The organism is Streptomyces sp. NPDC002276 (assembly GCF_053891435.1).
In genome coordinates this window covers 114,889-137,143 of the sequence record NZ_JBSFCQ010000016.1, presented here as the reverse complement: position 1 = coordinate 137,143, position 22,255 = coordinate 114,889, and the positions used below count along the sequence as shown (strand labels likewise).

Here is a 22,255-nt window from a genome sequence, read left to right as displayed (position 1 = left end):
CTACAGATCGTCCCGGCGCGAGCCACGCGCCGCCGACGCACAAGGAGGCATCCGTGCCGCATGTCCTGGTCCTCAACGCGTCGTACGAGCCACTCGGCGTCGTACCGCTCCGCCGCGCGCTCGTCCTCGTCCTGGAGAACAAGGCCGTCTCCCTGGAGGAATCCGGCGCCTATATGCACAGCGCAACCGTCACAGTCCCCGCACCCAGCGTGGTCCGGCTCAAGCGATTCGTGCGGGTTCCCTATCGGGGGCCCGTTCCTCTTACCCGGCGGGCGCTCTTCGCGCGCGACGGGGGCCGGTGCATGTACTGCGGTGGCGTCGCAACCAGCGTCGACCATGTCATTCCGCGCAGCCGCGGGGGCAAACACGTCTGGGACAACGTGGTGGCGTCCTGCCGCCGCTGCAACCACGTGAAGGCCGACCGACATCTTTTCGAGATCGGCTGGCGGCTGCGCCACAAACCTGCCCCACCCACCGGCCTGGCCTGGCGCATCATCGGGACCGGGCACAGGGACCCGCGCTGGCTGCCGTACCTCCAGCCATACGGCGCGGAGGACGCGATGGCCCGGATCGACGGCATCTCCGCCTGACGATCCGGGCTTTTGTGTACCCCGCTGTACCTCGCTGTACCCGGCTGCACCTCGCAACACCCGGTTCCGTACGACGACGAGACGGTACGGAACGGTCCGCCCCGGGAGTCCCCTGTGCCCCCGGGGCGGACCGTCATGCGTACCGCAGCTCGCCAGGACGCACCGAGCGGCGCAGCAGCGGCAGCGACGTGGCCGCCGCCAGCAGACAGGCCGCGTACACCGCGACCGGCACCAGCAGCGCGTCGTACGGCACGGGGACGGACAGGTGGTCCGAGGCGGCGGAGCCGTACCAGACGCCGACCGTCAGGCCGCCGAGGCCCGCCACCGTCAGCGCGGGTGCCAGCGGCACCGCGGTCTCCAGCAAGGTCGCCCGCGCGAGCACCGAGTACGGCACTCCGCTCGCCACCTGGGCGGCGAGTCCCCGGCGCCGGGTGGCGACGGACTCGGCGGTGCCGACGGCGAGCGCGGTCAGGACCAGGGCGAGTGCGAAGAGGAGCGCGAGGCCCACCAGGTTCAGGCCGTTCTCGTAGAACCCGATGTCCCCCGCGTACCGGTCCGGCCGGGCACGCAGGACCGAGAGCAGCACCTGCCGCATCCCCATGAAACCCGAGCCGACGACCGTCACCAGCAGGACCGCCGCATGTGTACGGGCCGCCGCCCACGGATCGTCGCGCAGCCGCTCCGCCGCGATCAGCACCGCCGGGCGTTGGGCGCGGGCGGCCAGGCCCTCACCGAGCTGCCGGGCCGAGGCGCCGGTCAGCCACACCGCCACGGCACCGATCAGCAGGCACACGCCGACGATCGTGAGGGGAGTCAGGGCGAACTCGAAGGGCACGTCGTGGAAGGGGGTGGTCACGATGTACACCACCATCAGCGCCAGCACCGCCGTCGCCACCCGGAACAGCCGCCCCGGACCTTCGGCCGGCCGCAGCCGCCGTATCCGCCCCAGGGGAGACGCCACCACCCGGCGCAACGCCAGCGCGCTCACCGTCGCGCCCAGCACCGGCACTCCGACGGTCACCACCGCGATGCCCGCCCAAGCCGCCGGGACCGGGCTGTGCCACAGCCGCAACAGGGCCGCCACCGAGAACGCCGTGGCCACCGCCGACCCCGCCAGACAGGCCAGCCCGGACTCCAGCGCCGCGATCCGCCGCGTCTGGCCGGGGGTGGCCCCGGCGAGCCGCAACGCGGCCAGCCGCCGGTCGCGGTGCACCGCGCCCACGCGGGCGCACTGGCCCAGAAAGCCGAGCACCGGGATGAAGAGCAGCAGCAGCGCGGCGACCACCCCGATCCGGGTACCGGGCTGGTCGAGCACACCGCCGCCCACGGGCACGGTGTGCTGCCCCTCCAGCGGCAGCAACGCGGCGAGGACCAGCCCGAGACCGGTCGCCAGCGCCGCCCCTACGGCGGTCAGCAGGACGCGCCACCACTCCCGGCGGTCGGACCCCCGGGTGAGCAGCCAGGCCAGCCGCAGATCGGCGAGCAGCGCCCTCACGCCGTCACCCCCGCCCGCGCCACGGTCCCGTCCGCCAGCCGGACCTCACGGTCCGCGTAGGCCGCGACCTGCGCGTCATGGGTGATCAGCAGCACCGCCGTACCCGCGTCGCGGGCCGCGCCGACCAGGGCCGTCATCACCCGCTCGCTCGCCAGGGAGTCCAGCGCGCCGGTCGGTTCGTCCGCGAAGACGATCCGCGGGCCGGTCACCAGGGCCCGGGCGAGCGCCACCCGCTGGGCCTGGCCGCCGCTCAGCTCGCCCGGCCGCGACTCCGCCTGCCCGCGCACCCCGAACCGCTCCAGCCACTCACCGGCCTGTTCCTGCGCTTGCGTACGGGTGACCCCCGCCAGCAGCAGGGGCAGCGCCACATTGTCGACGGCCGTCAGCTCGGGTATCAGCTGCCCGAACTGGAACACCACCCCGAACTCCGTGCGCCGCAGCTCGCTCAGCCGCTTCTCGGGCAGCTCGTCCAGCCGCTCCCCGGCGTACGTCACTGTCCCCGCGTCCGGGCGGACGATCCCGGCCAGGCAGTGCAGCAGCGTGCTCTTGCCGCTGCCGCTGGTGCCCGTGACGGCGAGGATCTCGCCGGCCGCCAGGTCGACCGAGGCGCCGTCCAGCGCCCGGGTCCTGCCGTGCGCCTTGGCGAGGTCCCGGGCCGCGAGCAGCGGCGCCGCCGTACCCCCGATGTCGCTCATGCTGTGTCGACCTCCGCGGTCAGAGTGGTCAGCCGGGCCGCCGTCGTCGCCATCCAACGGAGGTCCGCGTCAAGGTGGTTGAGGGCGTAGTCCGCCGAGAGCACGGTCGCCAGGTCGGCGCCCTTGGCGGTCTTGAGCGCCGTGAGTTCGCGCATCCGCTCCATGTGGGCGGCGCGTTGGGCCCGCAGATACGCCTCCGGGTCGCCGCCGGACAGGATCGAGACGACGACCTTGGCGAAGATCTCGTTCGTCACGAAGGGCGCGGGCGGCGCGATCTCCCCTGCCCAGTGGGCGAGTTCACGCGCACCCTCCGCCGTCGAGCGGTACGCGGTCCGCTCCGGGCCGCCGTCCGAGCCGGTGCCGTCGACCTCCGCGAGACCGTCCCTGACCAGGCGTTGCAGGGTCGTGTAGACCTGCCCGTACGCCAGCGGACGGGCCTGCGGGAAGCGTTCGTCGTGGCGTCGCTTCAGGTCGTAGCCGTGGCTCGGTCCTTGGGCGAGCAGGCCCAGCAGGATGTGGCGGGTGCTCATGCGGATCAGTATGCACTGGGTACATGTACTGAGTGAATAGTGATCAGCGGGAAAAGTACGGGGTGCGCGGTACGGGGGTGGCCGCCGTGCCGCCCGTACCCCAACCTGGAGGTCTGCCGTCGCGCCCACTGGGTAGGGCTGCGGTGACCAGCCAGTCGCCCGACCCGACCATCCCGACCATCCCGACCGTCCTGACCATCCCGACCGTCCCGACCGTCCCGACCGTCCCGACCGTCCCGGCAAGGAGGCCACCGTGGCCGCATCGGCATCACTTCCGCTCCCAGCCCGCTCCAAACGCACCGCGGAGCGCTCCGCCGACCTCGAACCCGACCTCGAACTCGCCCTCGAACCCGACCTGTTCCACGTCGACTCCGAGGGCGCCTGGGCCGAGACCCCGCTCACCAGCGAACCGCCGCTGACCGACGTCGAACCCCTCACCAGCGAGCCCCCGCTCGCCGACACGGCCCCGCTCACCAGCGAGTCCGCCGTATTCGCCGACCCGGACTCGACGAGGCCCTAGATGACAGCACCCCGGCCGGACGAAGCCCTCGGCGAGGAGTTGTCGCTCCTCGCCGAACTGCACGGCGTCGCCACCGCCTACCGCCCCTCCCCGGACCGCGCGGTCCCGGCCTCGCCCGGCGCCGTCGCCGCCGTACTGGCCGCCCTCGGCGTCGACGCGAGCACCTCGCAGGCGGTACGCGCCGCGCTCGCCGCCCGCCAACAGGAGCTGGCCGAACGGCTGTTGCCGCCCACCGTCGTGGGCCGGCACGGCGGCACCCCCGCCGCGCTCGACGCACTGCCCGAGGGCACCCGGCTGCACATCGAGACCGAACAGGGCGAGACCCGGACGGGTGTTGACCAACTCCCGCCAGGCGTCCACCACTTGACCGCCACCGCCCCGGACGGCCGCAGCGCCGAGGCCCATCTCGTCGTCGCCCCGGACCGGTTGCCGACGCCCGCCGGACGGTCGTACGGACTGATGGTGCAGGTCTACTCGCTGCTCTCCCGGCACTCCTGGGGCATGGGCGACCTCGGTGACCTGGGCGAGCTGACCGCCTGGGCCGGGCGGGCGCTCGGCGCCGGATTCGTGCAGGTCAACCCCTTGCACGCGGCCGTGCCCGGCGCCCCCACCGACCCCTCGCCCTACCGCCCGTCCTCGCGCCGCTTCCCCGACCCGGTGTACCTGCGGGTCGAGGACGTCCCCGAGTTCGCGTACGTCGAGGAGCGCGAGCAGGTGCGCGGACTCCTCGAACGAGCCGCGCGGCTGCGTGAATCCGTCCTGGAGAAGGGCGCGTTGATCGACCGCGACGCCGTGTGGGAGCTGAAGCGGGAGGCGCTGGAACTCGTCCGCCGGGTCCCCCTCGGCCCCGGACGACGGGCCGCCTACGTCGACTTCCTCGCCCGCGAGGGCGAGGCGCTGGAGGACCACGCCACCTGGTCCGCCCTCGCCGAGGTGCACGGCTCGGACTGGCACCGCTGGCCCGCCGGGCTGCGCGACCCCCGCTCACCCGAAACCGCCCGCGCCCGCGCCGAGTTGATGGACCGCGTCGACTTCCACTCCCGCCTCGCCTGGCTCACCGACACCCAACTCACCGCCGCCCAGCGGGCCGCACGGGAAGCGGGCATGCCGCTCGGAGTCGTGCACGACCTCGCCGTGGGCGTGCATCCCGACGGCGCCGACGCCTGGGCGCAGCAGGACCACTTCGCGGCCGGCATGTCGGTCGGCGCACCCCCCGACGCCTTCAACTCCCTCGGTCAGGACTGGGGTCTGCCCCCGTGGCGCCCCGACCGCCTCGCCGACTCCGGCTACGCCCCGTACCGCCGTCTGCTCCGCGCGCTCTTCCGCTACGCGGGTGCCCTGCGCATCGACCACGTCATGGGCCTGTTCCGCCTGTGGTGGGTCCCCCAGGGCGGCCCGCCCACCGAGGGCACCTACGTCCGCTACGACGCCGAGGCCATGCTCGCGATCCTCGCGCTGGAGGCCTCGCGCGCCGGGTCGGTGGTGATCGGCGAGGACCTGGGGACCGTAGAGCCGGGTGTGCGCGAGGAGTTGCAGGAGCGCGGGGTGCTCGGCACGTCGGTGCTGTGGTTCGAACGGGACTGGGACGGCGACGGCCGCCCCCTCGCGCCCGAGGGGTGGCGCGCCGACTGCCTGGCCACCGCCACCACCCACGACCTGCCGCCCACTGCGGCCCGCCTCACCGGCGAACACGTCGAACTCCGGGACCGGCTGGGCCTGTTGACCCGCCCGGTGGAGGAGGAGCGGATCGAGTCCGCCACCGACGTGGGGGAGTGGCTGGCCCTGCTGGCCCGGCTCGGTCTCTACGAACCCGCGACGGGCGGCGGCGGGCGGCCCGCGTCCGAGGAGGAGGCGGAGATCCACGCCGTCCACCGCTTCCTGCTCCGCACGCCCGCCCGCATGATCGGCGTCTGGCTCCCCGACGCGATCGGCGACCGCCGCCCGCAGAACCTCCCCGGCACGTGGGACCAGTACCCGAACTGGCGCCTCCCGATCGCCGACGCGGAGGGCCGCCCCGTGACCCTGGAGGAACTCGCCGCGTCGCCGCGCCTGCACGCGCTGGTGGATGTGCTGCGGGTGGGGTTGGAGGCCGGTGCGGAAGGAGGCTCGGGTGAGGGCGCGGGGGCAGGCCCGGACGGAGGCCCGGACGGAGGCCCGGAAGGAGGCGCGGAAGGGGGGCTCTGACGCCGGTACGCCCCATACGGCACCCCCGGGCGCGCGGCTCGTTCGGGCGTTCGCTACTTTTGCGGTGTGGACAAGAAGAACGCCCTGCGCGCCGGTGCTCTGGTTGCCGGTACGACGCTGATGATGCTGCTCATGACGTCCCCCGCGCTCGCGCTCACCCGCGACGACGGCGACGACCCGGGCAACGGCCTGAGCGTCGCCGAGACGCTGGGGCTCTATGTCCTGATCCCGCTGGCGCTGTTCGCGATCATCGCGGGCCTCGTCATGGCGCTGGACAAGTCCAAGGACCGCGCGCCGAAGGCCAAGTCCGCCACCGGCACGAAGGCCTGACCCCACCTTTCCGAAGGGCGCCCGCATCACCCACAGCGGTGAGGCGGGCGCCCTTGGCATGTCCGCTCACGGGCTCGGCGCGGTCAGGTACCGCTGCACCGTGGGCCCGAGCCAGACCGTGATCTCCTCGCGGGTCAGCGCCACGGTCGGCGGGATGCGCAGCACATAACGGGTGAGCGCGAGCCCCAGGAGCTGCGAGGCGACCAGCCCGGCCCGCGTCGGCGCCTGCTCCGGGTCGGGGCACGCCTGCCGCGCGACCGGCAGCAACTGCTCCCGGAAGATCGCCTGCATCCGCTCGGCCCCGCCCTGGTTCGTGGCGCCGACCCGGAGCATCGCCGTCAGCTCCTCGTTCTCCTCCCACATGGCGAGGAAGTGCGTCACCAGGGCGTGGCCCACCTCGTCCCGCGCGGCCGAGCTGAGGTCCGGCAGCCGCAGGTCGTAGGAGACGGCCGCCGCGAACAGTCCCTCCTTGTTGCCGTAGTAGCGCATCACCATCGACGGATCGATCCGGGCGTCCTTGGCGATGGCGCGGATGGTGGCGCGCTCGTAGCCGTCGGCGGCGAAGCGCTCGCGGGCGGCTTCGAGGATGGCGGCGCGGGTGGCGTCGGAGCGGCGGGGGGTGGGGCTCGGGCCTGGGCCCGTGCCGCTTGTGCTGGCGCTGTCGTTCATGCCAACAAGCGTAGGCCAACACGTGTTGACAGTCCAGGAAGGTGGTTCTAGTCTCGTCAACGAGCGTTGGCAAACAGGCGTTGGCAAACAAGTGTTGGCGCTATGGCATCAGGAGGTCACCATGAACCGCACCGGCACCAGCAACCCCGACGGCCACACCGTCATCGTCGTCGGCTCCGGTCCGACCGGCCTGCTCCTGGCCGGTGACCTCGCCGTTGCCGGTGTCCCGGTCACCCTGCTGGAGAAGCGCCCCGAGAAGATCAGCAACCTTTCCCGCGCCTTCGTCCTGCACGCCCGCACCCTGGAGCAGCTCGACGCCCGCGGCCTCGCCGACGAACTCGAAGCCATCGGCCAACCCCTCGACCGGCTCCGCCTGTTCGGCCGCCTCACCATCGACCTCACCCCCCTCCCCTCCCGCTTCAACCACCTCCTCGTCCTCCCGCAGTACGAGGTCGAGAAGGCCCTGCTGCGGCGCGCGGTCGAGGCCGGGGTGGACTTCCGGTACGAGACCGAGCTGACCGGGCTGACGCAGGACGCGGACGGCGTGACCGTCGAGGTCCGCGGGCCCACCGGGTCGTCGGAGTCACTGCGCGCCGCGTACGTCGTCGGCACCGACGGAATGCGCAGCGCCGTACGGGACGCCATCGGGCTGCCCTTCCCCGGCCGGTCCGTCATCCGTTCCGTCGTCCTCGCCGACGTACTGCTCGACGAGAAGCCCGACACCCTGCTCACCGTGGCCACGGTCGGCGACGCCTTCGCCTTCATCGCGCCCTTCGGCGACGGCTACTACCGCGTCATCGGCTGGAACCGCGCCCGCGACGCGGCCGACGACGAGCCCCTCGACCTCGACGAGGTCAGGGAGATCACCCGGCTCGCGCTCGGTACGGACTTCGGGATGCGCGACGCACGCTGGATGTCCCGCTTCCACAGCGACGAACGCCAGGCGCCCGCCTACCGGGTGGGCCGCGTCTTCCTGGCCGGTGACGCCGCGCACGTGCACACCCCGGCCGGTGGCCAGGGCATGAACACCGGCCTCCAGGACGCGGCCAACCTCGGCTGGAAACTGGCCGCGGTGTTCGGCGGCCACGCGCCCCTGACCCTCCTCGACACCTACCAGTCCGAGCGCCACCCCGTCGGCAAAGCGGTCCTGCGCAGCAGCGGCGGCATCGTCCGCCTCGCGATGGCCAAGCGCCCCTGGACCCTCGCCCTGCGCGCGGCCCTCACCACGGTCCTCGACCACGTAACTCCGGCCCGCGGCAAGGCCCTTGGCCAGCTCACCGGCATCGGCTACGCCTACCCGGCCCCCCGAGGCACCCACCGCCTGACCGGCACCCGCGCCCCGGACGTCGCCCTCGCGAACGGCACCCGCCTCTACGAGGCACTGCGCGGCGGCCGGTTCGTACTGATCACACCGGAGGCCTACGCCCCGAAGAGCGCCCACGACGGCCGACTGGCGCCGGAACGCTGGGCGAGCGACCGCCGTACGGCGCTGCTGGTCCGCCCGGACGGTTACGTGGCCTGGGCGGCCGACACCGCCGACCCGGCCGCGGTCGAGGCGGCGCTCGCCGAACACGTCGGCTGAACCGGCATGTCGGCTGAACGGGCCTTCCAGGAGCGGCTATCGCTCGGTCGAGGACAGCAACTGCCGGAGCAGGTCGGCCAGTTGGTCGGCCTGTTCCGTGTCGAGGCCGGACAGGGCCGTCGTCTGGGCGGCGAGACCGGCGCCGACCGCTTCGTCGATCAGCGTCAACCCCTTCTCCGTCAGGGTCACTTGGAGCCCCCGCCGGTCGTGCGGGTCGGGGGAGCGGCGGAGCAGACCGGCCCGTTCCAGTTTGTCGAGGCGGCCGGTCATGCCGCCCGTGGTGAGCATCAGCGTCGCGGAGAGCTCGCGCGGCGAGAGGGTGTACGGCTCGTCGGCGCGGCGCAGGGTCGCGAGGACGTCGAACTCGCCGCGTGAGATGCCGTACGACGTGTACGCCTTCTCCATGCTGTCGCCCATGGCCCGGGAGAGCCGGAAGATCCGCCCGAAGACCTCCATCGCGGCGGTGTCGAGGTCGGGCCGCACCACCGCCCACTGCTCGACGATCGCGTCGACGGGGTCCTTGCGCTGCTCCGGGCGTGCACTCATGCGTCGAGTATCGGCGGGGCGGCGGGTTGTCCGCAAGGAAGTGACTTGACGGAAAGTTGCTTGCGGCTAAGCTAATTAGCGGCAAGTTACTTACGAAGGGGATGGCATGAACCGCTCCACCACCATCGTCCTCACCGCCCTCGCCCCCATCTCCTGGGGCACCACCTACGCCGTCACCACCCAGTTCCTCCCGCCCGACCGCCCCCTGTTCACCGGCCTGATGCGCGCCCTCCCCGCCGGTCTCGTGCTCCTCGCGCTGGCCCGGGTGCTGCCGCGCGGGGCCTGGTGGTGGAAGGCGACGGTGCTCGGCGCGCTGAACATCGGCGCGTTCTTCCCGCTGCTGTTCCTGTCCGCGTACCGGCTGCCGGGCGGGATGGCGTCGGTGGTCGGCTCGATCGGGCCGCTGTTCGTGGTCGGTCTCTCGGCGGTCCTGCTGGGGCAGCGGCCCACCGCCCGCAGCGTCCTCACCGGCGCGGTCGCGGCCTTCGGCGTCAGTCTCGTCGTACTGAAGGCGGCCGGTGCGCTCGACCCGGTCGGTGTGCTCGCGGCCCTCGCGTCCACGGCCTCGATGTCCACCGGCACCGTGCTGACCAAGCGGTGGGGCCGCCCGGACGGCGTCGGCCCACTCGCCCTCACCGGCTGGCAACTCACCGCCGGCGGACTGCTCATAGCCCCCGTCGCCTTCCTGGTCGAAGGGGCGCCGCCCGCGCTCGACGGCCGGGCGATCGGCGGCTACCTCTACCTCGCGCTGGCGAACACGGCGGTCGCGTACTGGCTCTGGTTCCGCGGCATCGGCCGACTCTCCGCCACCCAGGTCACCCTCCTGGGCCCGCTGTCCCCGCTGACCGCGGCCGTCGTCGGCTGGGCGGCGCTCGGGCAGGCGCTCACGCCCGTGCAGGTGGCCGGGATGGCGCTTGCGTTCGGGGCGACGATCGCCGGGCAGCTCGGGGCGCGTACCCCTGCCGTTTCCGTCCGGGGGGTAGCGTCACGCGGGAACGCCGTGACGCAACGCCGGAGGCGCCCGTGGCCGATGCATCCTGCCCCAGTTGTGGCAAGCCGCTCACCGCACGGACGGGCCGTACCGGCCGCCGCTCCGTCTACTGCTCCGCCGCCTGCCGACAGAAGGCCTACCGGGAGCGACGGGGGAGCGCCGAGGTCGGTGTCGAGGGGCTGATCAAGGAGATCGGCCGGCAGGTGGAGGAACTGGTGCCGCAGCCGCCCTCCGTCTTCTACTCCGGAGTGACGGAACTGTCGTCGTCCGTCGCGCGGCTACGACGGGTGGCCCGCACGGCACGCGACACCGCTCAGGAATCCGTCACCCGTGCGGCCGTTACGGAAGTCCCGCTGGACGAAGGCGACTTCGCCGCGCTCGTCGAGTCCCACCGCCGTGAGATCCAGGTCCACTGCTACCGCATGACCGGGTCGTACGACGACGCCGAGGACCTGGTGCAGGAGACGTTCCTGCGGGCCTGGCGGGCCCGGGACACCTTTCAGGGGCAGGCCGGTGCCCGCACCTGGCTGTATCGCATCGCCACCAACGCCTGCCTGGACTTCCAGCGCCGTACGGCCCGCCGCCCCAAGCGCTACGAGCCCTTGCCCGGCATGAACCACGGCGGCGGGGAGCCGCCCGCCCGGATCACCTGGCTCCAGCCGTACCCCGACGACGAGTTGCCCTCCTCCTCCGCCTCCGCCGAGGAGCAGCCGGAGGCCGCCGCCGTCTCCCGCGAGACCCTCGAACTGGTCTTCCTGGCCGCCGTCCAGCACCTCCCGCCGCGCCAGCGCGCGGTGTTGGTGCTGCGGGACGTGCTCGGGCTGACCGCCGTCGAGACCGGCGAGGCCCTCGACATGACCGTGGCCTCGGTCAACAGCGCGCTGCAACGCGCCCGCCCCACCCTGCGCGACCGGCTCCCCGCCCGGCGTGCGGACTGGACGGCCGAGGGGCCCACCGAGCGTCAACGCGCCCTGGTCAAGCGGTACATGGCCGCCGCCGAACGCCTCGACCTGTCCGAGGTGGCCGCCCTGCTCAGCGAGGACGTCACCCTCACCATGCCGCCGAACCCGTTCTGGTTCACCGGCCGTGACGCGCTCGTCGAGTTCCTGAGCGTGAGTCTGGACGCCAACTCGCCCATGTTCCTGGGCCATTGGCGCCACCTCCCCGCCCGCGCCAACGGGCAACTCGCGGCCGGGGGTTACGTCCGACGGCCCGGAACGACCGTCTACCGCGCGCAAGTTCTCGATGTCCTGCGCTTCGACGCCGACGACCGGATCGCCGAGATCACGTCCTTCGAACCGCACCTCTTCCCGGCCTTCGGACTGCCCCTGCGGCTGTGACCGATGAGTGGTGGACCCCGCGTGCGTCTGTACAGCCGACTCGAACGACACCTGACCCACAAGGAGTTCACCATGCTGCTCACCGACAGGACCGCGGTCATTTACGGCGCCGGAGGCTCGATCGGCGGCGCCGTCGCCCGCGCCTTCGCAGCCGAGGGCGCCCGCGTCCACCTCGTGGGACGCACCCGGGAGACGCTGGAGGCCGTGGCCACCCGCATCAAGGACATCGGTGTCAAGGACGCCGAGGTGGCCGTCGTCGACGCGCTGGACGAGACAGCCGTGGAGGAACATCTCGCCCGGGTCGGGGAGTTGGACGTGTCCTTCAACCTCGTCTCGCGCGGTGACGTCCAGGGCCTGCCGATCACCGACATGCCCGTCGACGACTTCCTGGCGCCGGTGATCAACGGCATCCGCGCCAACTTCATCACCGCCCGCGCCGCCGCCCGCCGCATGGCCGAACGCGGCTCCGGTGTCGTCCTCACCCTCAACAGCGGTTCAGCGCACGGCAGTCCGATGATGGGCGGCACCGGTCCCGCCGACGCGGCGACCGACAGCCTGGTGCGCAACCTGGCGATGGAGCTGGGCCCGCGCGGGGTGCGGGCGGTCGGGATCTGGGCCGCGGGCATCCCCGAGACGCTCACGGTCGAGAAGCTCGGCAAGGTCAACCCCGGCCTCAACGAGGCGGCGATCCAGGGGATCCTGGACCACCTGTCCAGCCTGCGCATGACCCGCCGCAACCCCACCCTCGCGGAGATCACCGCGACCGCCGTGTTCCTCGCCTCGGACCACGCGGCGAGCATCACCGGCACGTTCGTGAATGTCACGGGCGGGATGTTCCCGGGCTGAGGGGATGTCCCGGGCCGAAGGGACGGCAAAGGGCGCCCGGCTTCACACCGGGCGCCCTCATGGCCGTAGCGGAACCGCCTACGAAGCGGCGGCGTCCGCGGCCTGGGCCTTCAGGGCGCGCTCCACGCCGGAACGGGACTCCGAGACCAGGCGGCGCAGGGCCGCGTTGGGTTCGGCGGTGGTCAGCCAGGTGTCCGTGCGGTCCAGGGTGTCCTGGGAGACCTGGATCGACGGGTAGAGGCCGATCGCGATCTGCTGGGCGATCTCGTGCGAACGGGCGTCCCAGATCTCCTTGACCGCCGCGAAGTACTTCTCCGTGTACGGCGCCAGGAGTTCGCGCTGGTCGGTCTGGACGAAGCCCGAAATCACCGCTTCCTGAAGGGCGTTGGGGAGCTTGTCGGACTCGACGACCTGCGCCCAGGCCTCCGCCTTCGCCTCCGCGGTCGGGCGGGCGGCACGGGCGGTCGCCGCGTGGCGCTCACCGGCGGCCGTCTTGTCCCGCTCGTACTCGCCGGCGATCTCCGCCTCGTCGAACCGGCCGACGGCCGCGAGGCGTTCGACGAACGCCCAGCGCAGCTCGGTGTCGACGGCCAGACCCTCGATGGTCTGCGTGCCCTCCAACAGGGCGTCCAGCAGGTCCAGTTGCTCCGGCGTACGGGCCGTGTCGGCGAACGCGCGGGCCCACGCCAGCTGGTGGTCGCTCGCGGCCTCCGCGGAACGCAGATGCGCCAGCGTGGCGTCCGTCCAGCGGGTGAGCAGCGCCTCGCGGGCGGCCGGGTCGGCGTACAGCTCGACGGCGAGCTTCACCTGCCGCTGGAGCGACTGCACGACACCGATGTCCGACTCCTTGCCGACGCCCGACAGGACGAGGGAGAGGTAGTCGCGGGTGGCGAGTTCGGCGTCGCGGGTCATGTCCCAGGCCGAGGCCCAGCACAGGGCGCGGGGGAGGGAGGACTCGAAGTCGCCCAGGTGCTCGGTGACGAAGGCCAGCGACTGCTCGTCCAGGCGGACCTTCGCGTACGACAGGTCGTCGTCGTTGAGCAGCACCACGTCCGGACGACGCTTGCCGACCAGCTGCGGTACGGCGGTCAACTCGCCGTCCACGTCCAGCTCGACGCGCTCGTCGCGCACCAACTTGCCGGTGCCCTCGTCCAGTTCGTACAGGCCGACCGCGATGCGGTGCGGGCGGAGCGTGGGCTCGCCCTTCGCGCCCTCGGGGAGCGCCGGGGCCTGCTGGCGGATCGCGAAGGCGGTGATGACGCCGTCGGCGTCGGTCTCGATCTCCGGGCGCAGGATGTTGATGCCGGCCGTCTCCAGCCACAGCTTCGACCAGGTCTTCAGATCACGCCCGGAGGTCTCCTCCAGCGCGCCGAGGAGGTCGGAGAGCCGGGTGTTGCCGAACGCGTGCCGCTTGAAGTACGCCTGCACGCCCGCGAAGAACTCGTCCATGCCGACGTACGCGACGAGCTGCTTCAGGACGCTCGCGCCCTTGGCGTACGTGATGCCGTCGAAGTTGACGAGGACGTCGTCCAGGTCGTTGATCTCCGCCATGATCGGGTGGGTGGAGGGCAGTTGGTCCTGCCGGTAGGCCCACGTCTTCATGGAGTTGGCGAAGGTCGTCCACGAGTGCGGCCAGCGCGACTGGGGGGCGTACGCCTGGCAGGCGGCCTCGGCGTAGGTGGCGAACGACTCGTTCAGCCACAGGTCGTTCCACCACTCCATGGTGACCAGGTCGCCGAACCACATGTGGGCCAGCTCGTGCAGGATCGTGGCGGCCCGCACCTCGTACGCGGCGTCCGTGACCTTCGACCGGAACACGTACTGGTCGCGGATGGTCACCGCGCCCGCGTTCTCCATCGCGCCCGCGTTGAACTCCGGGACGAACAACTGGTCGTACTTCTTGAACGGGTAGGCGTAGTCGAACTTCTCCTGGAACCACTCGAAGCCCTGCCGTGTCACCTCGAAGATGGCGTCGGAGTCGAGGTATTCGGCGAGCGAGGGCCGGCAGTAGATGCCGAGCGGGACGGACTGCCCGTCCTTCTCGTACACGCTGTGGACGGAGTGGTACGGCCCGACGACGAGCGCCGTGATGTACGTCGAGATACGGGGCGTCGGCTCGAACACCCAGGTGTCGTCCCGGGGTTCGGGCGTCGGGGAGTTGGAGACGACGGTCCAGCCGGTCGGCGCCTTCACGGTGAACTGGAAGGTGGCCTTCAGGTCCGGCTGCTCGAAGCTGGCGAACACGCGGCGCGCGTCCGGGACCTCGAACTGGGTGTAGAGGTAGGCCTGTTGGTCGACGGGGTCGACGAACCGGTGCAGTCCCTCACCGGTGTTGGTGTACGCGCAGTCCGCGACGACCCGCAGGACGTTCGGCCCCGCCAGCAGCCCGGCCAGCGCGATCCGCGAGTCCTTGAAGACCTCGTCGGGGTCGAGCGGGTCGCCGTTCAGCGTCACCTCGTGGACGGCCGGGGCGATCAGGTCGATGAAGGACTCGGCGCCACCCTCCGTCACATCGAAGCGCACCGTCGTCGCGGACCTGTAGGTCCCGCCCTCCTGCGCGCCGGAGAGGTCGAGATCGATCTCGTACGAGTCAACGGTGAGCAGCGTCGCCCGCTGCTGCGCCTCTTCGCGAGTCAGGTTTGTGCCAGGCACGCGGTCATCTCCTCGTTATGTGTGGGTTGCGCCATCCTTCCACGGGACCTGACCCGAACGCGATGTCCGTATCCCGCCGGTGAGCGGGGCGGACGAGCGCGAGCCTGGAGTCATGACGACGTACACGGCACGACCCATCGACCCCACGGTTCTGAAGGAGCTGCGCTCTGCTGACGATGCGGGGCGCGGAATGGTTCCCGCACTCGATGAGGAGGGAGACGCTCCGCTCCGCTGCTGCCTGCGCCGCAGCGAGCGCGGTGAGCGGATCGCCCTGGTCTCCTACGCCCCGCTGCGGCGCTGGGCGGCGGAGGCGGGGGCGTACGACGAGCAGGGACCGGTGTTCATCCACGCGGAGGAGTGCGGGGGGCCTGCGGCGGGATCCGGGTACCCGCTCGCGGAGGCGCACCGGGTGATCCGCCGCTACTCGGCCGAGGGCCACATTCTCGGGGGCGAGTTGGTGGACACCCTGGACGACGAGGCCTTCCGCAGGGCCTTCGACGACCCGGCCGTGGTTGTCGTCCACGTCCGGGCCGTCGAGTACGGCTGTTACTACTACGAGGTGCAGCGGCCTCAACTCAGCCCCTCCGGCGTTTGAGGAGCGGGGGTCCGGGGGCTGGCCCCCGAGGCGGGGTCGAAGGGGCGGAGCCCCAGAAGGACGGGACGGGTAGGGGCGGCGGGGGCGAGAAAAAGCCCCGTCAGCCCCGCAGCTCCGCCGCCACCAGTTCCGCGATCTGCACCGCGTTCAGCGCGGCGCCCTTGCGGAGGTTGTCGTTCGAGATGAACAGGGCGAGGCCGTGGTCGACCGTCTCGTCCGCGCGGATGCGGCCGACGTAGGACGGGTCCTGGCCGGCCGCCTGGAGGGGGGTCGGGATGTCGGAGAGGGCCACGCCCGGGGCGCCGCCGAGGAGTTCCGTCGCGCGCTCCACGGAGAGGGGGCGGGCGAAACGGGCGTTGACCTGGAGCGAGTGGCCCGAGAAGACCGGGACCCGGACACACGTGCCGGAGACCTTCAGTTCCGGGATCTCCAGGATCTTGCGGGACTCGTTGCGGAGCTTCTGCTCCTCGTCGGTCTCGTGCAGCCCGTCGTCGACGATCGAACCCGCGAGGGGCACCACGTTGAACGCGATGGGCCGCTTGTAGACCTGCGGCTCGGGGAAGTCGACCGCCGAGCCGTCGTGCGTGAGCTTGTCCGCGTCGGCGACGACCTTCAGCGCCTGGCCGTGCAGCTCGGCCACACCGGCCACACCGGAACCGGACACCGCCTGGTACGTGGCGACGACCAGCGCCTCAAGCCCCGCCTCCGCGTGCAGCGGCTTCAGGACCGGCATCGCGGCCATCGTCGTGCAGTTCGGGTTGGCGATGATGCCCTTGGGGCGGTCCACGATCGCGTGCGGGTTGACCTCGGAGACGACCAGCGGGACCTGCGGGTCCTTGCGCCAGGCGGAGGAGTTGTCGATGACGACCGCGCCCTGCGAGGCGACCTTCTCGGCCAGGGCCTTGGAGGTCGCGCCGCCCGCCGAGAACAGCACGATGTCGAGCCCGGAGTAGTCCGCGGTGGCCGCGTCCTCCACCGTCACACCGTCGAGGACCGTCCCCGCCGAACGGGCCGAGGCGAACAGACGCAGCTCCGTCGTCGGAAAGTTCCGCTCGACGAGGATCCCGCGCATGACCGTGCCGACCTGACCGGTGGCTCCGACGATTCCGACCCTCACAGCGACTCCTTCACCTGTTCCTGTACATCTGCGGCGTTTCCATCATGCGGCCGACCCAGGTCCACCTGTCCAATTCTTTGCCCCGCATGCCCGAGGAATGGGACACGGCCCTTGCCGGTGTGACCTACGTCTCCGAACGTTTCCGTGCGCTGCGGCGTCGTAGAGGAAACGCGGGAAGGGGGTGGCTTGTGCTGCGCAGAATGGCCCGCCGGGTCCGGGAGGGTGACGATCCTCTGGACGCGGCCCAGGAGCGGCGGGTGCGGGCGGTGCTCGCGCTCGGCGGGGTGCCGCAGGCGGATCTGCCGGACGGCGTCCAGCAGGTACGGCTGCGGTTGCTGGAGCGGGCGGCGAAGGGCGACGAGGCACCGCGCGACGTCTCGGCGTGGGCGGCGGTCGTCGCCTCGAACTTCGCCATGGACTGGCACCGATCCAAGCGCCGCCAGGAGCGGGTGGGGGAGCGGCTGGCCTCCCTGCGCCAGCTGGAGCACCCCTCCGGCGAGGACACGAGCGTCCTGTCCATGGCGGTGGCGCAGGGCCTGGACGAGCTGCCCGACCAGCAGCGCCAGGTCCTCGTCCTCCGCTTCTTCGCCGACCTGCCGGTGCGTTCCATAGCGCACGAGCTGGGCATCCCGGAGGGCACGGTCAAGAGCAGGCTGCACACGGCGGTCCGCGCGCTGCGCGACCGGCTGCACGAGGACGAGGTGGTGTGACGTGGCCACGCAGAACGAGGAAGAGGAATACGACGGCGTGGACGCGCTGATGGCCGCGATCACGGGCGAGCCGGTGCCGGAGTCGGCCCGCGCGGACGCCGGTTTCATGGCCGAGCACCGGTCCGCGACGGCCGATGTGGCGCTGCTGCGGGAGCAGTTGGGGCTCATCGGGGAGGCGCTCTCCGCCCCGCCGCCGCGACCGGAACCCGAGCCCGTGAGCACACTGCGGTTTCCCGCCCGCCGACGCCGTCCGGTGCTGCGCGTCCTCGCCTACGGCACGCTCGCGCTGGCGGTGGTGGCGGGGATGATCACCGGGCTCTCCTGGCTGGTCGCGCACAACGGCACTGTGTACGGCGCGTCGAGCAGCAAAGCGGACTCGAAGGCGGTGGGCGGCGCAGGCGAGGGCTCCAAGGCCCAGGGCCCGCTGTCCGACCCGGAGTTGTACGTGGCCTGCTCCAGCCTCCTCGTCGAGGGAACCGTGACGGGCGTGCAGCCGGGTTCCGACCCGCGCAAACGGATCACGGTCGCCGTCACCCGCTCCTACCGGCCCGCGCACGGCCCGTCCGACGTTACGGTCGTCCTGCCCGCCGGGGCGAACCCGGCACCGCGCCAGGGCCAGCATGTGCTGGTCGGCGTCCCGAAGGGTGCGGCCACGGCGAACCTCTGGGTGGTCGGCGCCGCCGTCGCCGCGGACCGCGCCACGATCCTCGACGCCCTGACCCACACCGGGACGGCCACCTGCCCGACCGGCTGACAACGAGAAGGGCGGGCGCCCGCACGGACGCCCGCCCCGTCTGTAGTACGTCGTGCTACGTCGTGCTACGTCGTGCTACGACGTGACCTTCTCGATCTTCACGCTGCCCAGGCCCGCGACCGTGCCGCGCGCGTTGACCAGCTGGACCTGGCCGAAGAACTCACGTCCCGCCGGGGCGGGGGCCAGGGCCGTGACACTGCCGGAGACCGTCGCCGAGGCACCCGTGGCGAGCTTCACCGGCGCCGAACCGTCGACGGAGACCGTGCCGAGCGCCGGGGAGAAGAACACGTCCCGGTAGTCGTACGCGGTCGAGCCGGACGGCACCGAGTAGCCCGCGACCTCGACGGTGTACGTCCCGGCGGCCGGGTTGGCGATCGAGACCGCCTCCTCCGAGTCGCCGTCCGCGGACTGGCCGACGACCGTCCCGGCGGCGTTCTTGACCGTCAGGTCCAGGTCCGCCGCCGTGTCCGAGACGTTGCCGATGGCGACGTCCAGGGAGGTGGCGCCGGCGGGCACGTCGACCGTGGTGGTCTGGGTGACGCCCTCGGTGATGGTGGGCCGCGCGGTCAGCGAGGAACCGAGCGGGCCGCCCTTCAACGTGCCGTTCAGGGCCGCGTAGTTGTTGGTCACCTTCCACGAGGCGGTGGCCGGAACGCCGACCTTGGCCTCGGGCACGGTCACGGTCTCCGGGTCGAAGGCCGCGCCGAGGACGGTGGCGTCCAGCTTGTACGGGTTGTCGAGCAGCGGCGAGGTGCGGCGCGCCTCGACCTCGATCTCCCAGACACCGGCCTGCGGGTCGGCGTACGACCGCACGTCGGGCTTGCAGCCGTTGCCGTCGAGGTAGTTGTTGTAGCAGTACGGGGTGCCGGTGTCCTCGACCGGAACGCCGTACGGGTGGATCGAGATGAACCGCGTCTGGCTCTTGTCCTTCAGCCCGCCGATCGCGACCTCAAGGGCCTTGGCGCCCTCGGGGACGGTCACGAAGTACGACTGCGTGCTGTTGCGCTGCACCGAACTCGACTTGGAGAAGGTGTAGTTGACGGGGGTGGAGACCACGACCGTCGTCAGGATCTGCTTGTCGACGCCCTCGGTCCTCGGGTCGTCGACCTCCAGGATCGCGCTCTTGATGCCCGAACTCTTCGGCGCCGCCTGCACCTTGACGGTGACCGGCTGGTTCAGCGGGAGCCTGACCGCGTCCGCGCCGACGATGCGGAAGGTGCCACCGGCGTTGTTCGCGAAGCGCAGCTCGTGCCGAACGGCCTTGTCGCTGCCCGTGGTTCGGGTGATGACGACGTCGTACGTCTTCTTCGCGCCGGCCTTGAGGCCGCCCTCGCGGTCGTAGAGACCGGTGCCGAAGCCCGGGGTCTTCAGCGCGAAGTCGATCGCGGTGTCGACCGGGGCCTTCACCGTGTACTCGTGGGCGGTGGCCTTGTCCCTGATGGACTGCCACGCGTCCACGATGTCGATGCGGCCCGCGCCCTCCTCGTAGGCCTGAACACCCGTGATGTGGTGGGCCGTTGACGTCAGCGCGGTGCGCAGCGTGGCCGGGGTGAGCGCGATGTGCTTCTGCTTGGCGGCGCTCAGCAGCAGCGCCGAGGCGCCCGCGGCCTGCGGGGAGGCCATCGAGGTGCCCTGGAGCATCGAGTAGCCGGCCGGCAGGGTGTAGCCCGCCTCGGCGACCGGGGAGCCCGGCAGCCAGGTCTGGGTGGAGTTGATCGCGGCACCGGGCGCGACGAGCGTCGGCGTGAAGCCGCCGTCCTCACGCGGGCCGCGCGAGGAGAACGGCAGCAGCTGGTACTTCTTCTCCACCTGGGAGCCGTAGTTGGCGGCCCAGGTCTCCTTGGAGATGGCCGCGCCGACCGAGATCACCTTGTCGGCCAGGCCGGGGTCGCCGATCGTGTTGGCGCCCGGACCGGAGTTGCCGGCCGAGATCACGAGCTGCACGCCGTAGGTGTCGATGAGCCGCGTGTACAGCTCGGCGCGCGCGTTGTTGCCGTCGTTCAGCGCGGGCAGACCGCCGATCGACATGTTGACGATGTCGACACCGCGGTTGGCGACGAGGTCGATCATGCCCTCGGTGAGCGCCACGTTGGTGCAGCCGCCGGTCCAGGTGCAGGCACGGGACGACACGATCTTCGCGCCCGGCGCCGCACCGTTCATCTTGCCGCCGAACAGGCCGTTGGCCGCGGTGATACCGGCGACGTGCGTGCCGTGCTCGGACTCGATGACACCGATGTTGACGAAGTCGGCGGTCTTGCCGACCCAGGACCCGCCGTACGGGTCCATGGGTACGTCCTTGCTGATCTGCACGACGAACGGCTGCCGCTCGACGACGTCCGTCGCCGGGTTGTCGGTACCGAAGTAGCCGATCTGGTACCCGTCCTTGTACGGCTTCATCGGGGTGTCGTCGCTGAAGTTCTGGTTGTTGTTCAGGTCGACCGTCACCGTGCCGGCCGCCGGGTCGTAGAGCACGCCCCACGAGTCGGTGGTGTCACCGTCCCGGTTCGCGTCGCCCTTCGCGTCACCGCCGGCGGTGTACGACTCCTTGAACGTGCTGATCTCGTACGACCCCGCAGGCGCCGTCCAGGTCGAGCCGCCGTAGGTGAAGGTCGGGCCGGACACGGCCGTCACCATCGGGCGCCAGGTCTGGTCGCCGTCGGCGATCGGGTCGGTCGAGGTGACCCAGTCGACGATCTTGCGCTCGCCGGTGGTGGTCTTCTGGAGCGCCGGGTGGCCGAGGTCGACGCCGGAGTCGAGGATGCCGATGGTGATGCCGCGGCCGTCCGCCTTCGGGTTCTTCTTCACGAAGTCGACGGCGCCCGTCTCGAAGGACGGGTTGTACGGGTTCTCCGCGGGGGTGGACTTGCTCGGCCCGGAGTAGGTGACGGTCTTCGTCGCCTTCGCGGCGCCCTTCGCGGTGTCCGCGCTCGGGGTCGGGTCGTCGAGCGCGATCTCCTGGCGCAGGTCGATCGCCTGCACGGAGGACAGCTTCGCGGCGGCGGCGATGGCCGAGTCGGCCCTGCCCGTCGGGACGGTGGCGCGGACGTAGCCGAGCTTGTCGTAAGTACGGCCCACCGAGCCGCCCTTGACCGCGTCCAGCTGGTCGGCGACCTGCTCGGTCTGGCCCGGAGCGGTCGCGATCATCATCGTGACGTTCTTGTCGCCGTCGGCCTTGGCCGTGGCGAGCAGGTCGGCGTCGTCCGAACCGAGCTTGGCGGCGGCGGACTTGACGGTCCCGTCCGCGGGCGCGGTGGTGGACGGGGCGTCGGCGGAGAAGGCCATGGGTATCGGCCCGGCCGCGGAGAGCGCGGCGACGAGACCGGCGGCCACGGATATTCGGGCCACACGTCTCTTGGGGTTGAGGGTCATCGGCATCCCTTGTAGGTGAAGAATCCAGTGCCGGACGAGCGCACAGCTTTACCCAAGGAACAGTTGTTTGGGAAGTGTTGACCGAATCGATATGGATGTATGGGGAAAACCCCCTGTCCGGCAGGGGGTTCAGGACTCCTTGACGCGCGTGTAGTGGCGGGACGCCTTCGCGCGGTTGCCGCAGGCCGCCATCGAGCACCAGCGCCGGGTGCCGTTCCTCGACGTGTCGTAGAAGTGCAGGACGCACGCCTCGTGGGCGCAGCGGCGGATGCGGTCGGGGGCGGCGGCGAGCAACTCCAGGTAGTTGCGGGCGGCGAGCCAGCCGGGACCCCACCGGGGGTCGTCGAACTCGGGGATCTCGCCGGGGCCTTCGGCGGTGAGCGTGGCCCGGATCCGTCCCTGGTCGAGCACGAGGTCGAGGTCCTCCGCGCCGTGCGCGAGCGAGCCGTCCACCACCGCGTGGAGCGCGTCGCGCGCGATCTTCGTGTACAGCAGGGTGATCGGATTCGCCTCGAACCGCTCGCCGAACCCGGCCGAGTCGAGCCATACGGCGAGCCCGCGGGGGCCGGAGAGCAGATCCCGCACGGCCCCGTCCCGCATCCACCGCGTGTTGAGCAGATCGAGGGCGAGCGGTTCGCCGATGAGCGGGCGGGGGTCGGGGGTCGTGGTCACGGAGGTGTCCCTTCTGATCTAACCGGTCAAGAGTACGTGACCGGTTGACCCTCTCGATTCTAACCACT

General features: G+C 71.6%; 20 protein-coding genes. 11 read left to right on the top strand and 9 right to left on the bottom strand.

Features of this window, described 5'->3' with window-relative positions:
• Positions 1-53 precede the first annotated feature (53 nt).
• Positions 54-590, top strand: a complete 537-nt coding sequence (locus ACWIHT_RS34135) for an HNH endonuclease (RefSeq protein WP_356017467.1) — start codon at positions 54-56, stop codon at positions 588-590.
• 133 nt (positions 591-723) lie between these two features.
• Here ACWIHT_RS34135 and ACWIHT_RS34130 read toward each other — a convergent pair whose 3' ends face one another.
• From ACWIHT_RS34130 to ACWIHT_RS34120, 3 genes are read right to left on the bottom strand one after another with little or no spacing between them, the layout of a single operon-like run.
• Positions 724-2,085 carry an FtsX-like permease family protein gene (locus tag ACWIHT_RS34130; protein ID WP_456172172.1) on the bottom strand — a complete coding sequence of 454 codons (1,362 nt, stop codon included), beginning with the start codon at positions 2,083-2,085 and terminating at the stop codon, positions 724-726.
• Positions 2,082-2,780, bottom strand: coding sequence for an ABC transporter ATP-binding protein (locus ACWIHT_RS34125; RefSeq protein ID WP_456172171.1), 699 nt, complete (start codon positions 2,778-2,780; stop codon positions 2,082-2,084). The genes ACWIHT_RS34130 and ACWIHT_RS34125 overlap by 4 nt, the downstream gene beginning before the upstream one ends.
• A complete protein-coding gene (locus tag ACWIHT_RS34120; RefSeq protein WP_026178060.1) occupies positions 2,777-3,310 on the bottom strand; it encodes a PadR family transcriptional regulator in 534 nt (177 codons plus the stop codon). The genes ACWIHT_RS34125 and ACWIHT_RS34120 overlap by 4 nt, the downstream gene beginning before the upstream one ends.
• A gap of 253 nt (positions 3,311-3,563) precedes the next feature.
• Between ACWIHT_RS34120 and ACWIHT_RS34115 the strand changes: the two genes are divergently transcribed.
• The 3 genes from ACWIHT_RS34115 to ACWIHT_RS34105 all read left to right on the top strand — a co-directional run bounded on the left by ACWIHT_RS34115 (position 3,564) and on the right by ACWIHT_RS34105 (position 6,344).
• On the top strand, positions 3,564-3,830 hold the full coding sequence (locus ACWIHT_RS34115) for a hypothetical protein (RefSeq protein WP_456172170.1): 267 nt from the start codon (positions 3,564-3,566) through the stop codon (positions 3,828-3,830).
• Entirely contained in the window at positions 3,831-6,014 is a 2,184-nt protein-coding gene (gene malQ, locus ACWIHT_RS34110) for a 4-alpha-glucanotransferase (protein WP_456172169.1), read from the top strand.
• Between the two features lie 66 nt (positions 6,015-6,080).
• Positions 6,081-6,344: a hypothetical protein gene (locus ACWIHT_RS34105; protein WP_456172168.1), complete on the top strand. Its 264-nt coding sequence runs from the start codon at positions 6,081-6,083 to the stop codon at positions 6,342-6,344.
• A 66-nt stretch (positions 6,345-6,410) separates the two neighbouring features.
• Here the strand turns inward: ACWIHT_RS34105 and ACWIHT_RS34100 are convergent, their stop codons facing one another.
• A complete protein-coding gene (locus tag ACWIHT_RS34100) occupies positions 6,411-7,013 on the bottom strand; it encodes a TetR/AcrR family transcriptional regulator (protein WP_456172167.1) in 603 nt (200 codons plus the stop codon).
• A gap of 121 nt (positions 7,014-7,134) precedes the next feature.
• Between ACWIHT_RS34100 and ACWIHT_RS34095 the strand changes: the two genes are divergently transcribed.
• Positions 7,135-8,595, top strand: coding sequence for an FAD-dependent monooxygenase (locus ACWIHT_RS34095; protein ID WP_456172166.1), 1,461 nt, complete (start codon positions 7,135-7,137; stop codon positions 8,593-8,595).
• A gap of 36 nt (positions 8,596-8,631) precedes the next feature.
• On the opposite strand, the gene ACWIHT_RS34090 is transcribed toward ACWIHT_RS34095, so the two are convergent.
• A complete protein-coding gene (locus ACWIHT_RS34090) occupies positions 8,632-9,141 on the bottom strand; it encodes a MarR family winged helix-turn-helix transcriptional regulator (protein WP_456172165.1) in 510 nt (169 codons plus the stop codon).
• 106 nt (positions 9,142-9,247) lie between these two features.
• Between ACWIHT_RS34090 and ACWIHT_RS34085 the strand changes: the two genes are divergently transcribed.
• The 3 genes from ACWIHT_RS34085 to ACWIHT_RS34075 all read left to right on the top strand — a co-directional run bounded on the left by ACWIHT_RS34085 (position 9,248) and on the right by ACWIHT_RS34075 (position 12,318).
• Positions 9,248-10,315 (top strand): EamA family transporter, encoded by a 1,068-nt coding sequence (locus ACWIHT_RS34085; protein WP_456172164.1) that lies wholly within the window; start codon positions 9,248-9,250, stop codon positions 10,313-10,315.
• Positions 10,312-11,472 carry a sigma-70 family RNA polymerase sigma factor gene (locus tag ACWIHT_RS34080; RefSeq protein ID WP_456172262.1) on the top strand — a complete coding sequence of 387 codons (1,161 nt, stop codon included), beginning with the start codon at positions 10,312-10,314 and terminating at the stop codon, positions 11,470-11,472. Before ACWIHT_RS34085 ends, ACWIHT_RS34080 begins: the two co-directional genes overlap by 4 nt.
• Before the next feature lie 72 nt (positions 11,473-11,544).
• Positions 11,545-12,318, top strand: a complete 774-nt coding sequence (locus ACWIHT_RS34075; protein ID WP_456172261.1) for an SDR family NAD(P)-dependent oxidoreductase — start codon at positions 11,545-11,547, stop codon at positions 12,316-12,318.
• Between the two features lie 78 nt (positions 12,319-12,396).
• On the opposite strand, the gene pepN is transcribed toward ACWIHT_RS34075, so the two are convergent.
• Positions 12,397-14,970, bottom strand: coding sequence for an aminopeptidase N (gene pepN, locus ACWIHT_RS34070; RefSeq protein ID WP_456172163.1), 2,574 nt, complete (start codon positions 14,968-14,970; stop codon positions 12,397-12,399).
• Positions 14,971-15,082: 112 nt separating this feature from the next.
• Here pepN and ACWIHT_RS34065 point away from each other — a divergent pair, with 112 nt between their 5' ends.
• A complete protein-coding gene (locus ACWIHT_RS34065; RefSeq protein ID WP_456172162.1) occupies positions 15,083-15,565 on the top strand; it encodes a DUF1203 domain-containing protein in 483 nt (160 codons plus the stop codon).
• 100 nt (positions 15,566-15,665) lie between these two features.
• Here ACWIHT_RS34065 and ACWIHT_RS34060 read toward each other — a convergent pair whose 3' ends face one another.
• A complete protein-coding gene (locus tag ACWIHT_RS34060; protein WP_456172161.1) occupies positions 15,666-16,682 on the bottom strand; it encodes an aspartate-semialdehyde dehydrogenase in 1,017 nt (338 codons plus the stop codon).
• Between the two features lie 188 nt (positions 16,683-16,870).
• Between ACWIHT_RS34060 and ACWIHT_RS34055 the strand changes: the two genes are divergently transcribed.
• Positions 16,871-17,392, top strand: coding sequence for a sigma-70 family RNA polymerase sigma factor (locus ACWIHT_RS34055; protein WP_456172160.1), 522 nt, complete (start codon positions 16,871-16,873; stop codon positions 17,390-17,392).
• A gap of 1 nt (position 17,393) precedes the next feature.
• A complete protein-coding gene (locus ACWIHT_RS34050; RefSeq protein WP_456172159.1) occupies positions 17,394-18,146 on the top strand; it encodes a hypothetical protein in 753 nt (250 codons plus the stop codon).
• 75 nt (positions 18,147-18,221) lie between these two features.
• Here the strand turns inward: ACWIHT_RS34050 and ACWIHT_RS34045 are convergent, their stop codons facing one another.
• A complete protein-coding gene (locus ACWIHT_RS34045; protein ID WP_456172158.1) occupies positions 18,222-21,521 on the bottom strand; it encodes a S8 family serine peptidase in 3,300 nt (1,099 codons plus the stop codon).
• Positions 21,522-21,644: 123 nt separating this feature from the next.
• Positions 21,645-22,187: a CGNR zinc finger domain-containing protein gene (locus tag ACWIHT_RS34040; protein ID WP_456172157.1), complete on the bottom strand. Its 543-nt coding sequence runs from the start codon at positions 22,185-22,187 to the stop codon at positions 21,645-21,647.
• Positions 22,188-22,255: the final 68 nt, after the last annotated feature.

Excerpts from the sequence above, each read along its gene's own strand:
- ACWIHT_RS34125 (WP_456172171.1), bottom strand. The coding sequence starts at position 2,780 with ATGAGCGACATCGGGGGTACGGCGGCGCCGCTGCTCGCGGCCCGGGAC.
- ACWIHT_RS34120 (WP_026178060.1), bottom strand. The coding sequence starts at position 3,310 with ATGAGCACCCGCCACATCCTGCTGGGCCTGCTCGCCCAAGGACCGAGC.
- malQ (WP_456172169.1), top strand. The coding sequence starts at position 3,831 with ATGACAGCACCCCGGCCGGACGAAGCCCTCGGCGAGGAGTTGTCGCTC.
- ACWIHT_RS34100 (WP_456172167.1), bottom strand. The coding sequence starts at position 7,013 with ATGAACGACAGCGCCAGCACAAGCGGCACGGGCCCAGGCCCGAGCCCC.
- ACWIHT_RS34095 (WP_456172166.1), top strand. The coding sequence starts at position 7,135 with ATGAACCGCACCGGCACCAGCAACCCCGACGGCCACACCGTCATCGTC.
- ACWIHT_RS34090 (WP_456172165.1), bottom strand. The coding sequence starts at position 9,141 with ATGAGTGCACGCCCGGAGCAGCGCAAGGACCCCGTCGACGCGATCGTC.
- ACWIHT_RS34085 (WP_456172164.1), top strand. The coding sequence starts at position 9,248 with ATGAACCGCTCCACCACCATCGTCCTCACCGCCCTCGCCCCCATCTCC.
- ACWIHT_RS34075 (WP_456172261.1), top strand. The coding sequence starts at position 11,545 with ATGCTGCTCACCGACAGGACCGCGGTCATTTACGGCGCCGGAGGCTCG.
- ACWIHT_RS34065 (WP_456172162.1), top strand. The coding sequence starts at position 15,083 with ATGACGACGTACACGGCACGACCCATCGACCCCACGGTTCTGAAGGAG.
- ACWIHT_RS34045 (WP_456172158.1), bottom strand. The coding sequence starts at position 21,521 with ATGCCGATGACCCTCAACCCCAAGAGACGTGTGGCCCGAATATCCGTG.